Annotated in this window: 21 protein-coding genes and 1 rRNA gene; 17 read left to right on the top strand and 5 right to left on the bottom strand. The window is 67.4% G+C overall.

The features are described from left to right. Positions 1-67: 67 nt before the first annotated feature. From garD to CFB49_RS26930, 4 genes are all read left to right on the top strand, one after another. On the top strand, positions 68-1,621 hold the full coding sequence (garD, locus tag CFB49_RS26945) for a galactarate dehydratase (protein WP_069621498.1): 1,554 nt from the start codon (positions 68-70) through the stop codon (positions 1,619-1,621). Between the two features lie 180 nt (positions 1,622-1,801). Further along, positions 1,802-2,194, top strand: coding sequence for a nuclear transport factor 2 family protein (locus CFB49_RS26940; protein WP_089437163.1), 393 nt, complete (start codon positions 1,802-1,804; stop codon positions 2,192-2,194). Positions 2,195-2,273: 79 nt separating this feature from the next. Then, positions 2,274-2,729, top strand: a complete 456-nt coding sequence (locus CFB49_RS26935) for an RbsD/FucU family protein (protein ID WP_089492869.1) — start codon at positions 2,274-2,276, stop codon at positions 2,727-2,729. A 192-nt stretch (positions 2,730-2,921) separates the two neighbouring features. Next, a complete protein-coding gene (locus tag CFB49_RS26930) occupies positions 2,922-3,359 on the top strand; it encodes a DoxX family protein (protein WP_006491342.1) in 438 nt (145 codons plus the stop codon). Positions 3,360-3,466: 107 nt separating this feature from the next. Here the strand turns inward: CFB49_RS26930 and CFB49_RS26925 are convergent, their stop codons facing one another. Further along, complete coding sequence (locus CFB49_RS26925) at positions 3,467-4,777, bottom strand: MFS transporter (RefSeq protein ID WP_069621494.1); 1,311 nt, start codon at positions 4,775-4,777, stop codon at positions 3,467-3,469. A gap of 321 nt (positions 4,778-5,098) precedes the next feature. Beyond that, positions 5,099-6,277 carry a branched-chain amino acid ABC transporter substrate-binding protein gene (locus CFB49_RS26920; protein ID WP_249190613.1) on the bottom strand — a complete coding sequence of 393 codons (1,179 nt, stop codon included), beginning with the start codon at positions 6,275-6,277 and terminating at the stop codon, positions 5,099-5,101. Between the two features lie 563 nt (positions 6,278-6,840). Between CFB49_RS26920 and CFB49_RS26910 the strand changes: the two genes are divergently transcribed. Beyond that, positions 6,841-7,635: an AraC family transcriptional regulator gene (locus tag CFB49_RS26910; protein WP_089437161.1), complete on the top strand. Its 795-nt coding sequence runs from the start codon at positions 6,841-6,843 to the stop codon at positions 7,633-7,635. A gap of 77 nt (positions 7,636-7,712) precedes the next feature. On the opposite strand, the gene CFB49_RS26905 is transcribed toward CFB49_RS26910, so the two are convergent. Both CFB49_RS26905 and CFB49_RS26900 read right to left on the bottom strand, forming a co-directional pair. Next, positions 7,713-7,976 carry a hypothetical protein gene (locus CFB49_RS26905; RefSeq protein WP_050017302.1) on the bottom strand — a complete coding sequence of 88 codons (264 nt, stop codon included), beginning with the start codon at positions 7,974-7,976 and terminating at the stop codon, positions 7,713-7,715. A 314-nt stretch (positions 7,977-8,290) separates the two neighbouring features. Continuing rightward, entirely contained in the window at positions 8,291-10,183 is a 1,893-nt protein-coding gene (locus CFB49_RS26900; RefSeq protein ID WP_089492868.1) for a bifunctional sugar phosphate isomerase/epimerase/4-hydroxyphenylpyruvate dioxygenase family protein, read from the bottom strand. Between the two features lie 272 nt (positions 10,184-10,455). On the opposite strand from CFB49_RS26900, the gene aroQ reads away from it, so the two are divergent. The 3 genes from aroQ to CFB49_RS26885 are packed head-to-tail and all read left to right on the top strand — an operon-like array spanning position 10,456 to position 13,143. Then, positions 10,456-10,911: a type II 3-dehydroquinate dehydratase gene (gene aroQ, locus CFB49_RS26895; RefSeq protein WP_050017300.1), complete on the top strand. Its 456-nt coding sequence runs from the start codon at positions 10,456-10,458 to the stop codon at positions 10,909-10,911. Next, positions 10,908-11,762, top strand: a complete 855-nt coding sequence (locus CFB49_RS26890) for a shikimate dehydrogenase (RefSeq protein WP_089492867.1) — start codon at positions 10,908-10,910, stop codon at positions 11,760-11,762. Before aroQ ends, CFB49_RS26890 begins: the two co-directional genes overlap by 4 nt. Before the next feature lie 37 nt (positions 11,763-11,799). After that, positions 11,800-13,143 carry an MFS transporter gene (locus tag CFB49_RS26885; RefSeq protein WP_089492866.1) on the top strand — a complete coding sequence of 448 codons (1,344 nt, stop codon included), beginning with the start codon at positions 11,800-11,802 and terminating at the stop codon, positions 13,141-13,143. Between the two features lie 102 nt (positions 13,144-13,245). On the opposite strand, the gene CFB49_RS26880 is transcribed toward CFB49_RS26885, so the two are convergent. Further along, a complete protein-coding gene (locus CFB49_RS26880) occupies positions 13,246-14,355 on the bottom strand; it encodes a 2-aminoethylphosphonate--pyruvate transaminase (protein ID WP_089492865.1) in 1,110 nt (369 codons plus the stop codon). On the opposite strand from CFB49_RS26880, the gene CFB49_RS36480 reads away from it, so the two are divergent. From CFB49_RS36480 to CFB49_RS26835, 9 genes are all read left to right on the top strand, one after another. Then, the gene (locus tag CFB49_RS36480) at positions 14,354-14,560 is read left to right on the top strand and encodes a hypothetical protein (protein ID WP_179234953.1); all 207 of its coding nucleotides are present in this window, start codon (positions 14,354-14,356) and stop codon (positions 14,558-14,560) included. The genes CFB49_RS26880 and CFB49_RS36480 overlap by 2 nt on opposite strands. A 55-nt stretch (positions 14,561-14,615) precedes the next feature. Then, complete coding sequence (phnS, locus tag CFB49_RS26870) at positions 14,616-15,707, top strand: 2-aminoethylphosphonate ABC transporter substrate-binding protein (RefSeq protein ID WP_089492864.1); 1,092 nt, start codon at positions 14,616-14,618, stop codon at positions 15,705-15,707. A gap of 34 nt (positions 15,708-15,741) precedes the next feature. Beyond that, positions 15,742-16,845: a 2-aminoethylphosphonate ABC transport system ATP-binding subunit PhnT gene (gene phnT / locus CFB49_RS26865; RefSeq protein WP_089492863.1), complete on the top strand. Its 1,104-nt coding sequence runs from the start codon at positions 15,742-15,744 to the stop codon at positions 16,843-16,845. Further along, a complete protein-coding gene (gene phnU / locus CFB49_RS26860) occupies positions 16,823-17,743 on the top strand; it encodes a 2-aminoethylphosphonate ABC transporter permease subunit (protein WP_089492862.1) in 921 nt (306 codons plus the stop codon). Before phnT ends, phnU begins: the two co-directional genes overlap by 23 nt. After that, entirely contained in the window at positions 17,733-18,593 is an 861-nt protein-coding gene (gene phnV, locus CFB49_RS26855; protein ID WP_089437156.1) for a 2-aminoethylphosphonate ABC transport system, membrane component PhnV, read from the top strand. Before phnU ends, phnV begins: the two co-directional genes overlap by 11 nt. Beyond that, positions 18,590-19,900 (top strand): phosphonoacetate hydrolase, encoded by a 1,311-nt coding sequence (phnA, locus tag CFB49_RS26850; protein ID WP_089492861.1) that lies wholly within the window; start codon positions 18,590-18,592, stop codon positions 19,898-19,900. The genes phnV and phnA overlap by 4 nt, the downstream gene beginning before the upstream one ends. Next, complete coding sequence (phnY, locus tag CFB49_RS26845) at positions 19,897-21,351, top strand: phosphonoacetaldehyde dehydrogenase (RefSeq protein ID WP_089492860.1); 1,455 nt, start codon at positions 19,897-19,899, stop codon at positions 21,349-21,351. The genes phnA and phnY overlap by 4 nt, the downstream gene beginning before the upstream one ends. 4 nt (positions 21,352-21,355) lie before the next feature. After that, complete coding sequence (locus tag CFB49_RS26840) at positions 21,356-21,910, top strand: phosphonate degradation HD-domain oxygenase (protein ID WP_089492859.1); 555 nt, start codon at positions 21,356-21,358, stop codon at positions 21,908-21,910. Positions 21,911-22,413: 503 nt separating this feature from the next. Continuing rightward, positions 22,414-22,541 (top strand): 16S ribosomal RNA (locus CFB49_RS26835); the annotation flags it as partial.

The following is a 22,541-nucleotide window of genomic DNA, read 5'->3' as shown; positions in this document are numbered from 1 at the left end:
CATCATCAATCGAGGTTGAATGTCGTATGATGACTAACGATATCGCAGACAGGCTCCAGGAATTCCGATGACTGCTTCCCCGCTCTACATCCGCGTGCATCCGGACGACAACGTCGCGATCGTCGTCAACGACGGCGGTTTGCCCGAAGGCGCGACGTTCGCCGACGGGCTGACGCTGTGCGAAGGCGTGCCGCAGGGGCACAAGGTCGCGCTCGTCGATCTCGCGGCCGGCGATCCGGTCATTCGCTACAACGTGGTGATCGGCTATGCGCTGACCGACCTGCGGCGCGGCAGCTGGGTCAACGAGCGCACGATGCGCATGCCCGAGCCGCCGGGGCTCGACGACCTGCCGCTCGCCACGCGCGCCGCGCCGCCGCTCGAGCCGCTCGACGGCTATACGTTCGAGGGCTTCCGCAATGCGGACGGCTCGGTCGGCACGCGCAACATCCTCGCGATCACGACGACCGTGCAGTGCGTGTCGGGCGTCGTCGAGCACGCGGTGAAGCGGATCAAGGACGAGCTGCTGCCGCGCTACCCGAACGTCGACGACGTGGTCGGGCTCGAACATACGTACGGCTGCGGGGTCGCGATCGATGCGCCCGACGCCGATATCCCGATCCGCACGCTGCGCAACATCAGCCTGAATCCGAACTTCGGCGGCGAGGTGATGACCGTGAGCCTCGGCTGCGAGAAGCTGCAGCCCGAGCGCCTGCTGCCGCCGGGCGCGATTCCGGTGGCGGCCGACGGCGCGACCGGCAACGGCGGCGTCGTGTGCCTGCAGGACGCCGCGCACGTCGGCTTCAATTCGATGATCGACTCGATCATGAAGATGGCCGAATCGCATCTGGAGCGGCTCAACCGCCGCCGCCGCGAGACGTGCCCCGCGTCGGATCTCGTCGTCGGCGTGCAGTGCGGCGGCAGCGACGCGTTCTCGGGGCTCACCGCGAACCCGGCCGTCGGCTTCGCGGCCGACCTGCTCGTGCGCGCGGGCGCGACGATCATGTTCTCCGAGGTGACCGAAGTGCGCGACGGCGTCGCGCAGCTCACGTCGCGTGCGGCGAACGAAGAAGTGGCCCGCGAGATCATCCGCGAGATGGACTGGTACGACCGCTACCTGCAGCGCGGCCGCGTCGACCGCAGTGCGAACACGACGCCCGGCAACAAGAAGGGCGGCCTGTCGAACATCGTCGAGAAGGCGATGGGATCGATCGTGAAGTCGGGCAGCGCGCCGATCGCCGGCGTCGTGCGTCCCGGCGATCGCGCGCGGCAGAAGGGGCTGCTGTACGCGGCGACACCCGCGAGCGATTTCATCTGCGGCACGCTGCAGCTCGCGGCGGGGATGAACCTGCATATTTTCACGACCGGCCGCGGCACGCCGTACGGGCTCGCGCAGGTGCCGGTGATCAAGGTCGCGACGCGCAGCGATCTCGCGCGCCGCTGGCATGACCTGATGGATCTCGATGCGGGGCAGATCGCGACCGGCGCGGCGACGATCGAGGACACGGGCTGGGCGCTGTTCCGGCTGATGCTCGACGTCGCGAGCGGCAAGCGCCGCACGTGGGCCGAGCAATGGAAGCTCGCGAATGCGCTGACGCTGTTCAATCCGGCGCCGGTGACCTGACGCGTGCGGTGGTTGCGGCAAGACGATGCGGGCGCCTTCGGGCGCCCGTTTTCTTGTGGGATGGCGCACGCGATTTCCTTACCTCGTACGTAATCGACCGCCCGCGCGGCCCCGGCGACGATAGCGACACGCGGACCCGAAACGTCCGCGACATCGTCCACCGACACAAGGAGCCTCGCCATGAACACCGCTCAATCCGCTTCGTCCGTTCACGCCGACCTGATCGACCGCTACTTCGACGCCTGGAACGAATCCGACGCCGCGCGCCGCCGCGAACTGATCGACGCGACGTACGCAAGCGACGCAGCCTATCGCGATCCGCTGATGACCGGCGACGGCCACGCGGGCATCGACACGATGATCGCGGCCGTGCAGCAACGCTTTCCCGCCTATCGCTTTCGCCGCACGACCGACGTCGACGGGTTCGGCCCGCACCTGCGGTTCTCGTGGGCGCTCGTGTCGCCCGACGGCGCGGCGATCGTGAAGGGCTCGGACTTCGGCATCGTCGACGCGTCGGGCCGCCTCGCGTCGGTCACGGGTTTCATCGACGAAATGCCGGCCGCGGCGTCGTGACGCGAACGATGCATGCACCACGGCCGCCGGGATCGGGTAACGTTATGCGATTCGTTCCCCACCCCGGAGACCCACCGACATGCTGAAGAACCTCGACCCGCTGCTGCACGCCGACATCCTGCACACGCTGCGCGCGATGGGCCATGGTGACGAAATCGCGATCTGCGATGCGAACTTCCCCGCGGAATCCGTCGCGGAGCACACGGTGGTCGGCCGCGCACTGCGCGTCGACGGCGCCGATTCGGCGCGCGTCGTGCGCGCGGTGCTGTCGGTGCTGCCGCTCGACACGTTCGTCGACACACCCGCGTGGCGGATGGAAGTCGTCGGCGACGCGGCGGCGGTGCCGCCCGTGCAGCGCGAAGTGCAGGCCGAGATCGACCGCGCGGAAGGGCGCCCGGTGCCGCTGGCCGGCATCGAACGTTTCGCGTTCTACGAGCGCGCGCAGCAGACGTATGCGGTGATCGTCACCGGCGAAACGCGCGGTTACGGCTGCTTCATCTTCAAGAAAGGCGTGCTGTTGAGCGACGCGGGCTAAACGCGTTTTTCAGCGCGCCGGGCCGCCGGCGCGGCCGCCGCAGTGTAAAGATTTGCTACAACCTTTTTCTTGGACACCGCGGAAAGACCCTCTATGCTGGCCCATTTGCCGCGCGCCCTTCCGGGCCGCGCGGCGCCGAACCGCCCGGGCGCGCCCCGCGCGGGCGGCCGAATTGCATACGAGGAGAGAGGCATGACGCGTACCGTCGATTCCGGCGTCATTTTTTTCGCACGCCTGGCGCTGGCGGCGTTGTTCTTGTGGGGCGGCATCATGAAGCTGCTCGGCTACAGCGATTTCGTCGCGTATCTGCACGGAATGAACGTGCCCTATCAACAGGTCGTCGCGCCGATCGTCGTCGCGATCGAGGGGCTGGGCGGCCTGCTGCTGATCGTCGGCTACAAGGTCCGGCCGCTCGCGTTGCTGATGGCGGTCTATACGATCGCGACCGCGATGGTCGGGCACAATTTCTGGGACGCGACGAACGCCGCCGTCCAGCACGACATGGTGATTCACTTCTGGAAGAACGTCGCGATCGCCGGCGGGTTCCTGCTGCTGTTCGTCACGGGCGCCGGCGGCGCGAGCATCGACGCGCTGCGCCGGCCGAGTTCGTCGTACGGCGTGCTGCGTTGAGCTAAGCCAATTCGCGGCGCTACGCCGACGCAAGACAAAAGGGCCGAATCCCGCACGCCGCGGGATTCGGCCCTTCGTTCATCCGGCCGGCGCGTGCGCGCCGACATTCAACGTGCGTCCTTCGCGTCCTTCGCATCCTTCGAGAACTGCACGGCGATCGCGCCGAGCACGCAGATCGCCGCGACGTACACGACCGGCGCGAGCGGATTCGACTTCATCATCAGCGACACGATCACCGGCGTGAGCCCGCCGAAGATCGCATACGCGACGTTGTACGAGAACGAGATGCCCGAGAAGCGCACGACGGCCGGGAAGCTCTTGACCATCACGAACGGCACCGCGCCGATCGTGCCGACCATGAAGCCCGCGATCCCGTAGTAGAGCGGCAGCGTCGAAGCATCGGCCGCGACCTGCACGAACAGCAGGTAGTAGCACGCGGCCAGCCCGATACCGCCGATGCCGAGCACGCGCTTCGCGCCGATCCAGCCCGCGAGCGAACCCGCGGTGATGCAGCCGGCCGTCAGGCACAGCGTCGCGACGCTGTTCGCGAACAGCGTCGTCGCGGGCGTCAGGTGGAACTGTTTCTGCAGCAGCGCGGGCGTCATCAGGATCACGACGACGATCGCGGCCGACAGCATCCACGTGAGCAGCATCGACACGATCACCGCGCGGCCGTGGTCGCGCAGCACGGCCTTCAGCGGAATCTCGGCCGCGAGCGCCTTCTTCGCCTTCATCTCGGCGAACACCGGCGTTTCATGCAGCCAGCGGCGCAGGTACACGGAGAACAGCCCGAACACGCCGCCGAGCAGGAACGGGATGCGCCACGCGAACGCGCCGACTTCGGCCGTCGAGTAGCGGCTGTTGATGCCGGCCGCGACGAGCGAGCCGAGCAGGATGCCGGCCGTGAGGCCCGCAGTCAGCGTGCCGCAGGCATAGCCGATGTGGCGCGACGGCACGTGCTCGGACACGAACACCCATGCGCCCGGCACTTCGCCGCCGACCGCCGCGCCTTGCAGCACGCGGAACAGCAGCAGCAACACCGGCGCGAGGATGCCGATCGTGTCGTAGGTCGGCAGCAGGCCCATCAGCAGCGTCGGCACCGACATCATCAGCACGCTCAGCGTGAACATCCGCTTGCGGCCGAACAGGTCGCCGAAGTGCGCCATGATCACGCCGCCGAGCGGGCGCGCGAGATAGCCGGCCGCGAAGATGCCGAACGTCTGCAACTGGCGCAGCCAGTCCGGAATGTCGTGCGGGAAGAAGAGCTGCCCTATCGCCGGCGCGAAGAACACGAAGATGATGAAGTCGTAGAACTCGAGGGCGCCGCCGAGTGCGGCGAGGCCAAGGGTCTTGTAGTCGCTGCGCGTGAGCGCGCGTTCGGCGGCGCGAGGCACGCCGCTCAATTCGGAAGCTTGCATGGTCAGGACGATCGGTTTTCGAATGTAGTTGTCGGTGCTGCGTCTCCAGGGCCCGCTTTTCGGCATGGACTGACAAGGCGCGGCTTGCGTCGTCGAAGCGCGCCGCGTGCCGGGTGAGGCACGCAACACGCGCCGCCGCACCGGGATGGGGCACGGCGGAGACGAAGCGTCGAAGCGGGTGGGGGGATTCTACAGGAGCGCGAAATGCCTGCGCGCGGGCGCGCGCCGGGAGCGGCTTCGGACCATGCAGCCGATGCGCGCGACGCGGGCGGCCGGTGAGCCGGGGGCGCGCCGCGCGGGGCCGCGGCCGCGTATCGGTTATCAGTTGCCGGCGATCGTGTCGACCGGTTTGAACGCGCCGCGCTCGACCTTGTAGATCGTCACCGGCGCATCCTTCAGGTCGCCCTTTGCGTCGTACGCGATGCTGGGCGCCGACACGCCCTTGATCGACACCTTGCCGAGATACGGCGTGTACACCTTCGGATCGGTCGAGTTCGCATCCTTCATCGCGGTGAGCAGCGCGATCGTGCCGTCGTACGAATACGGCGAGTACGTGATCACGTCTTCGTTGAAGCGCGCCTTGTAGCGTGCCGCGTAGCCGGAGAAGCCCGGCATCTTTTCCTTCGGCAGCCCGCCCATGTAGACGATCGCGCCTTCGGCCGCGTCGCCGCCGACCTTCAGGAACGTCGGCGAGCGCGACATTTCGCCCGTCACGAATGCCGACTTCATCCCGAGCTGGCGCATCTTGCGGATCATCGGCGACGATTGCGCGTCGCCGCCGCCGTAGAAGACCGCGTCCGGATTCACGCCCTTCAGGTTGGTCAGGATCGCGGAGAAATCGAGCGCCTTGTCGTTCGTGAAGTCGCGCTTGACGATCGTGCCGCCGGCCGCTTCGACGGCCTTCGCGAATTCGTCGGCGATGCCCTGGCCGTAGGCCGTGCGGTCGTCGATGATCGCGATGCGCTTGAAGCGCAGCGTCTTCACCGCGTACGTGCCGACGATGCGGCCCGCCTGCGCGTCGCTCGTCAGCAACCGGTAGGTCGTCTTGTAGCCGCGCGCCGTGTATTGCGGCGACGTCGCCATCGAGATCTGCGGCAGCCCCGCGCGATCGTACAGGTCGGACGCGGGAATGCTGGTGCCCGAGTTGAAGTGGCCGATGATCCCGCGGACGTTGTCGTCGATCAGCCGCTGCGCGACGGTCGTGCCGGTGCGCGGGTCGGCCTGGTCGTCCTGCGCGTCGAGCTGGAACGTGACGGGCTTGCCGCCGATCGTCGGATGCGTCGCGTTGAAATCGGCGATCGCGAGCTGCACGCCCTTCTGCATGTCCGTGCCGTAATTCGACTGCGGGCCGGTCAGCGGTGCGGCGAAACCGATCTTGACGACGTCGGCGGCGACGGCGTGCGCGCCCGACAGTGCGCAGGCGGCGGCCAGCGCGACGTGCGATACCTTCAGCTTCACTTTCACTTCCCCTTGATGGCGTGGTTGGGGCGCCGCGCGCATGCGGGCGGCGCCGGTAAACCGGGCGAGACGGTTCGGTCGGCAGGCCGATGCGCAGGCCATGCACGCGCGTCACATGCCGCGCGCGCTGTGCCGGAATCGGCGTGTGCGACAGCGGATGCGGCGGGCCGTGCGTGCCGATTGCGGCAGCGGCGGGAGGTCGTCTCGTGACCGTGAAACGAAGTCTAGATAGCGAAAATGCGGGCGTCTTGCGCGTTCGGTGCGCGGCCGGCGACGATATCGGCATATCGTCGATTACCCTGATATATGCCGAAATCGTCATGGCGAATGCGCAAACCCGCCAAGACGCGGGCCGTCGGCATTTTTAGGATGACGGATTCGGGTGGGTGGTGCCGGCATGCGACGCGCTGCGCCGGCTGCGACGAAGGCGAACGGCTGCTGGCCCGCACGTCATTGCATTGGTTGCGTGCACAACCAGCGTCGCCCGCGATCGGGGCGCGCGATGCCGCCGGCCACCGTCTTGCCCGCCCCGCATTCGATGCGACGCGATCGAAGGGGCGCTCCTATAATCGACGCCATCTGCCACTCGCTTCGCGGTTGCCGGGATGACGACCTTGCTTGCCGTACCGCCCATGAGCCTGTCCGACACGTTGCGCTACCAGCCCGACAACGCCGATTTCGGCGCGATGCTCGCGCATTTTCGCCTGCTCGAACCGGTGTTCGATGCGCTGCCGGACGTCGCGTTCTTCGTGAAGGATGCGAGTGGCCGCTACGCGATCGTCAATCGCACGCTGGCAATGCGCTGCGGCTACAAGGACAAGGGCGACCTGCTCGGCAAGACGGCCGACGAGGTGTTTCCGCGCCGCTTCGGCCGCAGCTATTTCGAGCAGGACATGGCGACGATCAACGCCGGCCAGCAGTTGATGGACCAGCTCGAGCTGCACCTGTATCCGGGCCGCCAGCCGGGCTGGTGCCTGACCTGCAAGGAGCCGCTGCGCGACGCCGCGGGCCGGGTGGTCGGTCTCGCGGGCATCTCGCGCGACCTGAAGGCGCACGAGGGATCGCACCCGGCGTACAGCCGCCTCGCCGACGTGGTCCAGCACATCCAGGATCACTACGTGCAGCCGCTGAACCTGAAGCACCTCGCGCAGATGGCGGGGATGTCGGTCGCGCAACTCGAGCGCTACTTCCACAAGGTGTTTCACCTGACGCCGCGCCAGGTGCTGCTGAAGACGCGGCTCGACGCGGCCACCGCGCTGCTCGTCACGCACGACAAGGTGACCGACGTCGCCGCGCTATGCGGCTACACGGATCACAGCGCGTTCACGCGCCAGTTCAAGGCGACGGTCGGCGTGACGCCGACGGAATACCGGTTGATGCTGCAGGAGCGGGCAGGGTGACGCAACTCGCCGGCATGGCCGGCGCGTCGCCGGGATCGGGGTCGGGCGGGGGAAACGGGAAAGGGTGAAGCGGCGGCTCAGCGGTAGCCGAGCCCTTTCAGGACGGCCGTGCCGTCTTCGGTCAGCCGGAAGCTCGGGGACGTATCGGGGTCGAGCTTGACCATTTCGACGAGGCCGGCTTCCTGCAGCGCGGGCAATTCGGGTTTGGCGTTCGCGCCGATCGGTGCATGCAGCAGCACGAGCAACGTCGCGATTTCATGATGACTGAGCAGGCGGCGCAGCATCGTCTTCTTTGCAGGGGGCGCGGCCGGGCGGCCCGCGGGTGCTTCTACGGCGCTCATCGCTTTCCTCCTTTTCGAGATAACCATCGGGTACTGGTTGCGGATGGTGCCGTCGAAGACTTAAGCGATTCTTAAAACCGGGGCGGGCGGCGCAATGCTGCGCCGCGGTACGGGTTACGGGATGTAACGGCGGACGGCGCACGGGTTCCGGCATGGCCGCGGCCGACCGCGCGGGCCGGTACTTGGCTGCCCGATCGGCGACGATGGCGCGGCGAGATCGCGCGGTCCAATCGATCGCCGAATCGATCGCCCAATCGATCGCCCAATCGATCGCCCAATCGCGAGCGCGATCCGGCCCCGGACTTCTCTCCTCCTTATTTCCGCCGCTGCGCCTGCGCGGCGAGCCGTACGGCCGCATTCGCCGCGCCATAGCCGTCATACCCGCCGCGCCGCTCGACGATCTCGAGCGAGAAGCGGTTGTCGACCAGTTCCGTATAGGCATGCAGGAATTCGCCGCCGCGCTCGTCGCGGTCGTAGAGCAGGTGATGCGCGCGCAGCGTGTCGATCAGCTCGTCCGGCAGCGCGTAGCGCGCCGCGAGATCGTCGTAGTAATTGGCCGGAATGCGCAGGAACGGGACGCCGTCGGCCGCGAACGCGGCGACCGTCTTCACGATGTCGTCGGTGCGGAACGCGACGTGGTTCAGCCCCGTGCCGTGGTAGCGGTCGAGCGATTCGGCGACGGCCGTATGACGGTCGACCGACGCGTTCAGCGCGATCCGCACCGAGCCGTCGGCGCTGCGCACCGCGCGGCTGCGCATCAGCCCGTACGGGTCGGGCACGAGCCAGCTGCGCTCGGCCTCGAAGCCGAACGCCGTCTTGAAGAACAGGATCCACGTGTCGAGCGCGTCGGCCGGCAGCGCGAGGCACACATGGTCGATGCCCGTCAGCGGGCCGACTTCGGTCGGCCCGTCGATGTCGGTCAGCACGAAGTCCGATTCATACAGCGTCGGCGCATCCGGCGCTTCGTCGACGAAATATTCGAGGCTGCCGTCCGGCGCCTTCACGCTCGGCAGCACGCGTTCGTTCGGCCCGACGCGGCCGGAGAACGGCGCATAGCCGAAGCCGGCCGCGCGTTCGAACGCCACTTTGGCGTCGTCTACGCGGAACGCCGACGCGCACAGCGACAGCCCGTGCTGCTGGAAGAACGCATCGGCGAACGAGTCGCGCTCGGCGTTCAGCACGATCGATGCGGCGCCGTGCTGGAACAGCGTCACGTCCTTCGAGCGATGCCGGCCGGCGAGCCGGAAGCGCATCCGGCCGAGCCATTCGCCGACGGTCGCCGCCGCCTGCGCGTCGACCGCGAATTCGATGAACTGGAACCCGACGTGCGCGGGCGGCGCGGGCGGCGCGAACAGCGGCTGGCTGGCGGCCGGCGCGCGGCCCTCCTGGGCGAGCCGCGCGCGCGTCAGGTCTTCCAGATAGAGCAGCGAGCGATGGCCGTCGGCAGCCGTGAGCGCGGTCGGCGCCGCGCGGAAGCCGTCGTTGAAGATCTCCAGCGACAACGGCCCCGTATAGCCCGACTCGATCACGCGCGCGGTGAAGCGCGCCAGGTCGAAGTCGCCCTGGCCCGGGAACGAGCGGTAGTGGCGGCTCCATTCGATCACGTCCATCACGAGCTTCGGCGCGTCGGCGATCTGCACGAAGGCGATCCGGTCGCCGGGGATATCGGCGATTCCGTCCGGCGAATCGTCGAGCGACAGCGTGTGGAAGCTGTCGAGCGCGAGGCCGAGGTGCGGGCTGTTCACCGCATTCACGAGCTTCCACGCGTGGCCGTACCGCTTCACGACGCGGCCCCACGCGAGCGCTTCGTACGCGGCCACCACGCCGGCCTGCCGCGCGGCTTCGGCCAGCACGCCGAGCTGGTCGACGAGCAACCCGTCGTCGGCGATCGTATCGGCCGCCACACTGCTGCAGACGAGGATGCGGTCCGTGCCGAGCGCATGCATCACGTCGAACTTGCGCTTGATGCGATCGAGATTGCGCGCAAGCTGGGCCGCGCTCACGCCCTCGAAGTCGCGAAACGGCTGGAACAGCACGATGTCGAGGCCGAGATCGGCGGCCATGCGCCGGACGTCGGCCGGCGATCCGTCGAAATAGACGAGGTCGTTTTCGAAGATTTCGACGCCGTCGAAGCCCGCGGCCTGGACGGCGGCGAGCTTCTCGGCGAGCGTGCCGGACAGTGACACGGTGGCGATCGAGCGCTGCATGGGGCGATTCCTGCGGATGAGCGGGGCATGACGCCGGTCTAACCGACCGTGTCGAACCGACCCTGAATGAACCAGTCGTTGAGTTCGGCGCGGGCGCCATATCCCGAATTTACTGGGCTAGTCATCCGTATTGTACAAACTAACTAGATGGTACAAATTAGCGAAAACCCGAAAAGACAGCCCGCTTGCACGGGCGCACACTAGCGCCAAATTCCGATGTCTTCGGGGCGGCGCCGATCGTGGTCCGCCCCTGTTTCAGGAGCAGAAACACGATGAGCAAGCACAAGGTACTGGTGCTGAACGGCCCGAACCTGAATCTGTTGGGCACGCGCGAGCCCCATATCTACGGCGCGGAAACGCTCGCGGACCTCGAGCAGCGCTGCCGCACGGCGGGGGAAGGGCTCGGCCTGGAAATCGACTTTCGCCAGTCGAATGCCGAGCACCAGCTGATCGACTGGCTGCACGCCGCGCGTCACGACACGCACGGCATCGTGATCAACCCGGCCGCCTACACGCATACGTCGGTGGCGCTGGCCGACGCGCTTTCCGCGATCGCGAAGCCGGTGATCGAAGTGCATATCTCGAACGTCCATCGCCGCGAGGCGTTCCGCCACCATTCGTATGTGTCGGCGCTGGCCGAAGCGGTGATCTGCGGCTGCGGCACCGAAGGCTACGTGTTCGCGCTGCAGCGCCTGGCGACGGTGTTCGCGAAGGGAGCCGCACGATGAGCCGCCCGTCGTTCCTGATCGGCCTGATCGGCCAGGGCATCGGCGGTTCGCTGTCGCCCGCGATGCACGAGGAAGAGGGGTTCCGCCAGGGCTTCGGCTACGTGTACCGGCGCATCGATCTCGACGTGCTCGGCGTGACCGCCGACGCGCTGCCGGAACTGCTCGACGCCGCGCAGCGGATGGGCTACAACGGGCTGAACATCACGCACCCGTGCAAGCAGCGCGTGATCGAGCACCTCGACGCGCTGTCGGACGACGCGCGAGCACTCGGCGCGGTGAACACCGTGCTGTTCAAGGACGGCAAGCGGATCGGCCACAACACCGACTGGTCGGGCTTCGCGAAATCGTTTAGCCGTGGGCTGCCCGGCGCGTCGCTCGAACGCGTCGTCCAGCTCGGCGCGGGCGGCGCGGGCGCGGCCGTCGCGCATGCGGCGCTGCAGATGGGCGCGGCCGAACTGACGATTTTCGACGTCGACGGCACGCGCGCCACCGCGCTGGCGGGCGAATTACAGCAGCGCTTCCCCGCCGCCCGCGTCACGCCGGGCAGCGATCTCGCCGCCGCGATGCACGCGGCGACCGGCCTGATCCACTGCACGCCGACCGGCATGGCCAAGCATCCGGGCCTGCCGCTGCCGGCCGAGCTGCTGCATGCGGGCATGTGGGTGGCCGACATCGTGTATTTCCCGCTCGAAACCGAACTGATCCGCGCCGCGCGCGCGGCCGGCTGCGCGACGCTGCCGGGCGGCGGGATGGCCGTGTACCAGGCCGTCGACGCGTTCGAGCTCTTCACCGGGCGCACGCCCGACGCCGAGCGGATGTTCGATCACTTTCAGTCGCTCGTCGCGCGCTGACCCCCTTACAGACACAGAAAGAGACCAGGAGACGACCATGCAGCACACCACCCACACGAGCGCCGCGCCGGCGCAGGCGGCCGGCACGGTCCGGCGCACGTCGGCGCGCTACAAGATCCTCGCGCTGCTCGCGATCGGCACGATGATCAACTACCTCGACCGAACCGTGCTGGGCGTGGCTGCGCCGCAGCTCACCAAGGAGCTCGGCATCAACGCGGCCGTGATGGGCATCATGTTCTCCGCGTTTTCGTGGACGTACGTGGCGATGCAGGTGCCCGGCGGCCTGTTCCTCGACCGCTTCGGCAGCAAGGTCACCTATTACTGGTCGATGACGCTGTGGTCGCTGTGCACGTTCCTGCAAGGCTTCGTGCCGGGCGTCGCGACGTTGCTCGCGTGCCGGCTGGGCCTCGGCGTGACGGAAGCGCCATGCTTCCCGACCAACAGCCGCGTCGTCGCGACGTGGTTCCCGCAGAACGAACGCGCGATGGCGACCGGCACCTATACCGTCGGCGAATATATCGGCCTCGCGTTCTTCAGCCCCGTGCTGTTCGCGCTGATGGGCGCATTCGGCTGGCGCTCGCTGTTCTGGGTCGTGGGCGCGGTCGGCATTGCATTCGGCCTCGTCTGGTGGAAGTTCTACCACGAGCCGCGCAACCATCCGGGCGCGAACTCGGAGGAACTCGCGTACATCGAAGCGGGCGGCGGCCTCGTGCACGGCGTGCGCAAGGCCGACGACAAGAGCGGCAAGGCCGCGCAGCCGAAGTTCAGCTGGTCGATGGTCGGCCGACTGGTGAAGAAGCGCCAGCTCGCGGGCATCTGCCTCGGCCAGTTCGCCGGCAACTCGACGCTCGTGTTCTTCCTGACGTGGTTCCCGACCTATCTGGCAACCGAGCGCCACATGGGCTGGCTGAAGATCGGCTTCTTCGCGGTGATGCCGTTCATCGCCGCATCGGTCGGCGTGATGTTCGGCGGAATCTTCTCCGATTGGCTGCTGCGCCGCGGCAAGTCCGCGAACCTCGCACGCAAGCTGCCGATCATCGCGGGCCTGCTGCTCGCGTCGACGATCATTCTCGCGAACTACGTGCAGAGCAACGAAGCGGTAATCGCGATCATGTCGGTCGCATTCTTCGCGCAGGGGATGGCCGCGCTCGGCTGGACGCTCGTGTCGGATATCGCACCGGACGGCCTGCTCGGCGTGACGGGCGGCATCTTCAACTTCGCGGCGAACCTCGCCGGCATCATCACCCCGCTCGTCGTCGGCTTCATCGTCGCGTCGACCGGCTCGTTCGTCGGCGCGCTCGTATTCATCGGCGTGATCGCGCTGGTCGGTGCGCTGTCGTACATCTTCGTCGTCGGCGACATCAAGCGGATCGAGCTGTAAGCACAGGTTCCCCGCACACACGGTGCGTTCGCCCGGCGGCCAATCGGCCGCCGGGCTTTTTTGTTCGCGGGCGCCGGCGGGCGGGCCGGCACGTACGCCACTTCATGCGTGCTGCATCGCGATGCCGAGCGATTCGACCGCGGCCGCGATCGCCGCGACCGCGCGCCGGATATCGCCCGCATCGATCGCGCCGATGCAGCCGACGCGGAACGTCTCGAGCCGCGTGAGTTTGCCCGGATACAGGATGAAGCCCGCGTCGCGCACCGCGTCGTAGAAGCGGCGGAAATCGTAGGCCGGATGGTCGGGCGCGTGAAACGTGACGATCACCGGCGCCTGCACGCTCGCGTCGAGGAACGGCGCGAAGCCGAGCGCACGCATCGATTCGACGAGCGTCCGGCAGTTCTCCGCATAACGTGCCCCGCGCGCCGGCTGGCCGCCTTCGGCGAGGTACTGGTCGAGCGCGGCGCGCAGCGCGGCAATCACGTGCGTCGGCGGCGTGAAGCGCCATTGCCCCGTCTTGCGCAGATACGCGTACTGATCGTGGAGATCGAGCGCGAGCGACCGCGCGTTGCCTTCGCTCGCGTCGAGCGCGTCGCGCCGCACGATCGCGAACCCCATTCCCGGCACGCCTTCGAGGCATTTGCCGCTGGCCGAGATCAGCGCGTCGATGCCGCTGTCCGCCAGCGCGATCGGCAGCGCGCCGAACGAACTCATCGCATCGACGATCAGCCGCTTGCCGTGCCGCCGGCATGCGGCCGCGATCGCATCGAGCGGATTCAGGATCCCCGCGCTCGTTTCCAGGTGCACGAGCGCGACGTGCGTGATGCGCGGCTCGCGCGCGAACGCGGCCTCCACGGCCGCCGCGTCGACGGCCGCGTCCTCGCCGAACGGCAACGCGATCGCGTCGACGCCGAGCCGGCCGAGGATCTTCAGGATCCGCGCGCAATATGCGCCGTTGTCAGGCACCAGCACGACGCCGTCGCGCGGCACCAGCGTGCCGAGCGCGGCTTCGACCGAGAACGTGCCGCTGCCCTGCATCGGCACGCACACGTACGCGTCGCCGCCATGCGCGATGGCGACGAGATCCGCGCAGACGCTGGCCGTCAGTTGATTGAAAGCGGCGTCCCACGACCCCCAGTCGTGTTGCATTGCGTGGCGTGTTGTGGCGGACGTGGTGAGCGGGCCGGGCGTGAGCAGGATCGGGTCGGGCATGGCTTTTATCTCCAGCAAAGGGCGAGCGAAACGCCGGGCGGCATTTCCGGATGACTTGCATGATAGTGGCAAAATGTGTCATTTTTTGGAAATTGTGGCATTCGTCACGGCTTTGTCATCGAACGCTGTGATCCTTCGGTTGCCGCGCGACACCCAGCCCGAGCGCGGCAGCGCGGCGGTCGTTCAGCGGCCTGCCCCCAGATAACAGGAGAGCCGGATCGTGCCCCGGCCGTTTGGTGTTCCGCCTACGGAGAAGTGAGATGACACTGCAGAAACCCTCGCGCGCCGCCGCCGGCGCATTCCGCAAGCTCGCGCTGGCCGCCTGCGCCGCCGGTCTGCTGCAAGGCGCCGCGATGCCGGCGCATGCAGCGAATGCGGTCGTGCTGTACACGGCGGACGGCCTCGAGAACCTCTATCGCGATGTGCTGCCGGCTTTCGAGAAGAAGGAAGGCGTGAAGGTCAACATCGTGACGGCGGGCAGCGGCGAGGTGGTGAACCGCGCGAACATCGAGAAGCATTCCCCGAAGGCCGACGTGATCGTCACGCTGCCGCCGTTCATCCAGCAAGCCGGCCAGATGGGCCTGCTGCAGCCGTACCAGAGCGTGAACTACAAGAACGTGCCGGCCATCGCGAAGGCCGAGGACGGCACGTGGGCGACCTTCGTCAACAACTACTTCTCGTTCGCGATCAACCCGGACGTCGTCAAGAACCAGCCGAAGACGTTCGCCGACCTGCTCGCGCCGGCCTACGCCGGCAAGGTCGCGTACTCGAACCCGGCCACGGCCGGTGACGGGATGGCCGTGCTGATCCTGACGACGTCGCTGATGGGCGAGGACAAGGCGTTCGACTACCTCGCGAAGCTGTCGCAGAGCGTGAAGTTCCACACCAAGGGTACGGGCTACCTGAACGTGCTGCTGTCGCGCAACGAGATCAGCGTCGCGAATGGCGATCTGCAGATGGATCTCGACGACGCCGAACATGGCGCGCTGTCGGTCAAGCCGATCTTCCTGGCCGCGAAGGACGGCGACCGGCCGACCACGTTCCAGCTGCCGTACGGTATCGGCCTGATCAAGAGCGGCCCGAACCAGGACGCCGGCAGGAAGCTGATCGACTACCTGATGTCGACGGAAGTGCAGGCGAAGGTGCCGGACATGTACGGCATCCCGGGCCGCACCGACGTGCCGCTGGCAGGCAAGAACGGCGAAGCGGTCAAGAAGGCGATCGCGGGCGTGAATCTGATCCCGGTCGACTGGACCCAGGTGATGGCGAAGAAACCGGAATGGATCGAGCGCTGGAAGAAGGACGTGATCGGCAGCTCGGGCAAGCAGCTCGACGTCGTCAAGCCGAAATGACCGGCGCACGCCGCCTGTATCAGCGAGCAAGAGGATGAACCCGGTGGACACCGCCCTGACCCATCCCGGCGCATTCGGCGCCGCCGAACCGCACGCGACGCTGCGGTCCGGCGCGCCGGGCGGCGTGCAGATCCAACACCTGAGCGTGCGCTACGGCGCGCGCACGGTGCTCGAAGATCTGTCGCTGTCGATCGGCGCCGGCGAATTTCTGACCGTGCTCGGCAAGAGCGGCTGCGGCAAGACCACGCTGCTGCGCTTCATCGCCGGGTTCGTGAAGGCCGATGGCCTGACCGGCACGCTGACCGTGGCCGGCTGCGACCTGACCTATGCGCCGCCGCACAAGCGCAACCTCGGTCTGCTGTTCCAGAATTACGCGCTGTTCCCGCACCTGTCGGTATTCGAGAACGTCGCATTCGGGCTGCGCGCCCGCGGGATGGCGTCGTCGGAAGTGACGCGCCGCGTCGCCGATGCGCTGAAGCTCGTGCAGCTCGGCGACGCCGGCCATCATCTGCCCGCGCAGCTGTCGGGCGGGATGCAGCAGCGCGTCGCGCTGGCCCGCGCGCTCGTGATCGAGCCGGACGTGCTGCTGCTCGACGAGCCGCTGTCGGCGCTCGACGCCAACCTGCGCGCGTCGGTGCGCAGCGAACTGAAGGCGCTGCACGAGCGCCTGCCGAACCTGACCGTCGTCTGCGTGACGCACGACCGCGACGACGCGCTCGTGCTGTCCGACCGCGCGCTGCTGATGCGCGACGGCCGCATCGCGCAGCTCGGCACGCCGCAGCAGCTGTACGACGCGCCGCAGGACGGCTACGTCGCGCGCTATCTCGGCCCGGCGAACCTGCTGCCGCCGCACGTGATCTTCCCGCTCGGCGATCCGCGCCACGAGATACGCGGCAAGGTCGCCTGCGTGCGCCCCGAGCGCCTCACCGTGATGGCGCCCGCGGCCGGCGGTCTGCACGGCACCGTGTCGTCGGTCGAATGGCAGGGCGCGGACCTGTCGATCGCGGTCGTGATCGACGCAGCGCCCGACGAGCCCGTGCGCGTCACGATGCAGCGCGGCCGCGGCGTGGCTCCCGAGCGCGGCGCGCGCGTGTCCCTGCATTGCGAGGCAGACGATGTCGTCCTTATCGAGCCCTGAAGCCGGCCTGCCGCCGCACGTGCTCGCGTCGGCCGCCGCGCATGCCGCCGCCGCGCGACGCCGCAGGCGAATGGGCGACCTGCACCTGGCCGCGCTCGCGATCGTCGTGCTCGGCCCGCTCGTCGTCTACCCGCTGGTGCGGCTCGTGCTGCTGAGCGTGTCGGGCGATCACGGGCTCGGTTTCGCCGCGTACCGGACTTTCTTCGGCAATCCCGACACGCGCAACGTGCTGCTGACGACGCTCGGCGTGCTGTTCGCGAGCGCCGGCACCGCGTCGGTGCTCGGTGTGCTGCTGGCCGCGCTGCTGTTCTTCAGGCCGTTCCCGGGTGCGTCGCTCGTCACGCGCTTCCTGGAGCTGTACGTCGCGTTTCCGTCGTTCCTCGTCGCGTTCACGCTGATCTTCCTGTACGGCTCGCAGGGCTCGATCAGCATCGCGCTGCAGCACCTGTTCCATCTGGAGAACCCGCCGCTCGATTTCCTGTTCGGCATCGGCGGCGTGATTCTCGCGCAGACCGTGTTCTACACGCCGTTCGTCGTCCGGCCGACGCTTGCATCGTTCGCGACGCTCGACTTGCGGCTGATCGAAGCCGCGCGCAGCCTCGGCGCGCCCGGCTGGATGCTCGCGCGCCGCGTCGTGCTGCCGATCGCGTGGCCGGGCATCGCCGCCGGCACCGTGCTGTGCTTCCTGCTGACGCTCAACGAGTTCGGCATCCTGCTCGTGCTCGGCAGCGCGCGGCTCGTCACGCTGCCGGTCGCGATCTACAGCAGCGCGACCGTCGATCTCGACCTGCAGTCCGCATCGGCCGGCGCGGTCGTGATGTTGGCGCTGTCACTGGCGCTGTATGCGGTTTATCGCCGGGTGAACCGGCGTGCGACGGGAGGGAACGATGTCCGCTGAATTCCGTATCGGGCAGGCCGTGCCGCGCCACCGGATCGGCTGGAGCGACACGCTGCTCAAGCATGCGTCGCGCGCCGCGCTCGCTCTGGCCGCGTTCGCGTGCTTCTGGCTGTTCGTGCTGCCGGTGATCGTCGTCGCGCTGTCGAGCGTGTCGACGCAGTGGTCGGGGACGATTTTGCCGGCCGGCTACAGCCTGCGCTGGTTCGAGCGGCTTGGTTCGCCGGAATACGATGCGCTGCTGACGAGCCTCGAAATCGGCTTCGGCGTGTCGGTTCTCGGCACGACCCTCGGGCTGTGGCTGGCGCTCGCGCTCGAAGGGCGTGACCGGCGCGGCCTCGGCGCGGTCGTCGACGCGCTCGTGATGGTGCCGAACGGCGTGCCGAGCGTCGTACTCGGGCTCGCGGTGCTGATCGCGTATCACCAGAAGCCGCTGGACCTGTCGAGCTCGGCGGCGATCGTCGTGCTCGTGCAGCTCGCGCTGATTCTGCCGTTCTGCTATCGCTGCGCGGCCGCCGCGCTGCGCCCGGAACTGACCGTGCTGCGCGAAGCCGCCGCGAGCCTTGGTGCGCCGCCCGCGATGGTGCTGCGCCGCGTGCTGCTGCCGCAGCTCGTGCCGGCGCTGCGCGCGAGCCTCGCGCTCGGCTTCGCGTTGTCGCTCGGCGAGCTCGGCGCGACGCTGACGGTGTATCCGCCGGGCTTCGCGACCGTGCCGATCGTCGTGATCGGGCAAGTGGAGCGCGGTTATTACCTGCCGGCATCGGCGCTGTCGCTGGTGATGCTCGGCGCATCGCTCGCGGCGCTGCTGCTGATCGCCGCGCGCGTGCCGCGCGGCACGCGGGCGGCATCATGAACGCCGCGTTCGCGTTGCGGCGCCCCGGCGAGCAAGCGGGCGCCGGCAACGGGTCGACGAATCGCGCGGGACGCTCGATCGACGTCAACGGCCGATGCTACCGGCTGCCGGTCGAGCCGACCGTCGTCGTTTGCGTCGACGGTTGCGAATACGACTATCTCGAACGCGCGGTGGAAGCGGGTGTCGCGCCGTTCATCGGCCGGATGATCGAGCACGGCACCGCGTGGCGTGCCGATTGCGTCGTGCCGACCTTCACCAACCCGAACAACCTGTCGATCGTCTGCGGCGTGCCGCCGTCGGTCCACGGCATCTGCGGCAACTATTTCTGGGACCCGGCCGCGGACGGTGGGCGCGGCGCCGAAGTCATGATGAACGACCCGGCCTACCTGCGCGCCGGCACGCTGCTCGCGGCGGCGGCCGACGCCGGCACGCGGGTGGCCGTCGTGACCGCGAAGGACAAGTTGCGCCGGCTGCTCGGCTGGCGGTTGAAGGGTATCTGCTTTTCGGCCGAGAAGGCGGCGCAGGCCAATCTCGCGGAAAACGGGATCGTCGACGTGCTCGACTGGGTCGGCCTGCCGTCGCCGGACGTATACAGCGCGGCGTTGTCCGAATTCGTGTTCGCGGCCGGCGTGCGGCTCGCACAGACGCGGCAGATGGACCTGATGTATCTGTCGACCACCGACTACGTGCAGCACAAGTGCGAGCCGGGCAGTGCCGGCGCGAACGCGTTCTACGCGATGATGGACGGCTACCTCGCGCAGCTCGATGCGCTTGGCTGGGCGATCGGCCTCACGGCCGACCACGGGATGAACGCGAAGCACGATCCGGCGACGGGCCGACCGAACGTGATCTATCTGCAGGATGCGTTCGACGGCTGGTACGGCGCGCAGGCTGCGCGCGTGATCCTGCCGATTACCGATCCGTACGTCGTGCATCACGGTGCGCTCGGTTCGTTCGCGACGATCTACCTGGCGCCGGGTGTCGACCGGGCCGAGGCGATGTGGCGCGTCGGCGGCCTCGACGGCGTCGAGCTCGTGCTCGACAACGCGGAAGCCGCCGCACGTTTCGAACTGCCGGCCGACCGGATCGGCGATCTCGTCGTGATCGGCCGCCGCGACATGACGCTCGGCACCCGCGAGCGCGAACACGACCTGTCGGGCCTCACGGTGCCGCTGCGTTCGCATGGCGGCGTGTCCGAGCAGGAAGTGCCGCTGCTGTTCAATCGCCGTATCGAGCGCGACGATCCCAGCCGGCGGCCGCGCAACTTCGACGTGTTCGATTTCGTGTTGAACCGGATCGCGACATGATGGCTCATCCGCGGCAGGATCATCCGTCGTTTCGTGCCGAAGCATTGCGCTGGTGCGGCACGCGCGCGATGCGCGAGCGCACGCTCGACGTCACCGATCCGTACACGGGCACACGCGTCGGCACCGTGCCGCTCGCCAGCGTCGACGACGTGCGCGCGGCGTTCGATTACGCGATGGCCTACCGGCCGACGCTTACGCGCTACGCACGTTCGCAGATTCTCGAACGTGCGGCTGCGTTGCTGCGCGAGCGCACCGAGGAAGCGTCCGATCTGATCACGCTCGAGTCAGGGCTGTCGAAACAGGATTCGCGCTACGAGATCGGCCGTGTGGCCGACGTGCTGAAGTTCGCGGCGCTCGAGGCGCTGCGCGACGACGCGCAGAGTTTCTCGTGCGACCTGACGCCTCACGGCAAGACGCGGCGCGTGTTCTCGCAGCGCCAGCCGCTCGACGGCGTGATCGTCGCGATCACGCCGTTCAATCATCCGATGAACCAGGTCGCGCACAAGATCGCGCCGGCGATCGCGACCAACAACCGGGTGATCGTGAAGCCGTCGGAGAAGGTGCCGCTGTCGGCGTTCTATCTGGCCGATCTGCTCTATGAAGCCGGGCTGCCGGAGCCGATGCTGCAGGTGCTGACTGGCAGCCCGGTCGAAATCGCGGACGAACTCGTCACGCATCCGCATGCGTCGCTGATTACCTTCACGGGCGGCGTCGCGATCGGCAAGGCGATTGCCGCGCGGGCCGGCTACCGGCGCATCGTGCTGGAGCTGGGCGGCAACGATCCGCTGATCGTCCTCGCCGATGCCGATCTCGACCGTGCGGCATCGCTGGCGGTGCTCGGCTCGTACCGGAATTCGGGGCAGCGCTGCACGGCCGTCAAGCGGATGCTGGTGCAGCGCTCGATCGCGCCCGCATTCACCGAATTGCTCGTCGAGAAGACGCGCGCATGGAAATACGGCGATCCGTTCGATTCCGCGAACGAAATGGGCACGGTGATCGACGAGGCGGCGGCGCGACTGTTCGAGACGCGCGTGAACGAGGCGGTTGCGCAGGGCGCGCGTCTGCTGACCGGCAACGTGCGGCGCGGCGCGCTGTATGCGCCGACCGTGCTCGACAACGTCGATCCGTCGATGACGATCGTGCGCGAGGAGACCTTCGGGCCCGTGTCGCCCGTCATCGCGTTCGACACGATCGACGACGCGATCCGGATCAGCAATGGCACGGCATTCGGGTTGTCGTCGGGCGTCTGTACGGATAGTACGGCGGCGGTCGTGCGGTTCGTGAACGAACTGAACGTCGGCACGGTGAACGTGTGGGAAGTGCCCGGATACCGGATCGAGCTGTCGCCGTTCGGCGGAATCAAGGATTCGGGGCTCGGTTACAAGGAAGGCGTTCAGGAGGCGATGAAGAGCTTCACGAACCTGAAGACGTTTTCGCTGCCGTGGGAGTAAACGAATGGCGCTGACGGTGGAAGAGATTTACGGGCTGTATCGCGAGCATGGCCATGTGGCCTATAGCGGCGAACCGGTCACGCAGCTCGAACATGCACTGCAGAGTGGGCGGCTGGCGGAGGAATCCGGGGCGGGCGAAGCGCTGGTCGCGGCGGCATTCCTGCACGACCTCGGCCATCTGCTGAATCGTCAGGGCGAAACGCCGAGCGCGCGCGGGATCGACGATCTGCATCAGTATTACGTGCTGCCGTTCCTGCGGCCGCTGTTTGCCGATGCGGTGTTGGAGCCGATTCGGCTGCACGTCGACGCGAAGCGCTGCCTGTGCCGCACGGACGCCGGCTACTTCGAGAGCCTGTCGCCGGACTCGGTGCGCAGTCTGTCATTGCAGGGCGGCATTTTCAGTGAAGAGGAGACGGCGGCATTCCTGCAGCGCCCGTTCGCGGAGGACGCGCTGCGGCTGCGCCGCTGGGACGACATGGCGAAGGAGGAGGGCAAGGTGACGCCGGATCTCGATCACTATATGGAGATCGTCGCGCGCCAGGTGCGCGGGGTCTCCTGACGGTTCGGTTGCGTCTATATAAGGCGCCGCACGCGACAGCGTGCGGCGCCTTATATTTTTCGCGAAACCCCTTGTGCGATTGCCGGGGGATGCTTAGAATCACGCCTCTTTCGCGCTAACGGAAACGCGGCGCGGGGGGAAGGGAAGCGGTGCTGTCGGGTTCGGGATGTAGCGAGCCGTGGCGGCGCAGGAAGATGGACCGGCAGTCGCAACGATGTAGTGTAAAAGTTGTTGACGAACTGCGAAACACGGTTCATAATCTCGCTTCTCTGCTGCTGAAAACGCAGCGCTGCCGGGAAACACGAAGTTCCTCGCAGAATGCTCTTTAAAAATTAACAGCCGATAAGTGTGGGCGCTTGATGGTAGCGAGCTGATCCTCGGATCAGATAGCAAAAGTATCAAGAGTCTCACACTAAAGTAAGTCAGGTTTATGAAGTGATTCATATTCCTGTCAGCTTTGAGTGAGCGACCGGTTCGAAAGAACCGAAAACAGTAACAGGTTTGAACTGAAGAGTTTGATCCTGGCTCAGATTGAACGCTGGCGGCATGCCTTACACATGCAAGTCGAACGGCAGCACGGGTGCTTGCACCTGGTGGCGAGTGGCGAACGGGTGAGTAATACATCGGAACA

The organism is Burkholderia sp. AU17457, assembly GCF_002223255.1.
GTDB lineage: Bacteria > Pseudomonadota > Gammaproteobacteria > Burkholderiales > Burkholderiaceae > Burkholderia > Burkholderia sola.
This window is presented reverse-complemented; position numbering and strand designations above follow the sequence as displayed.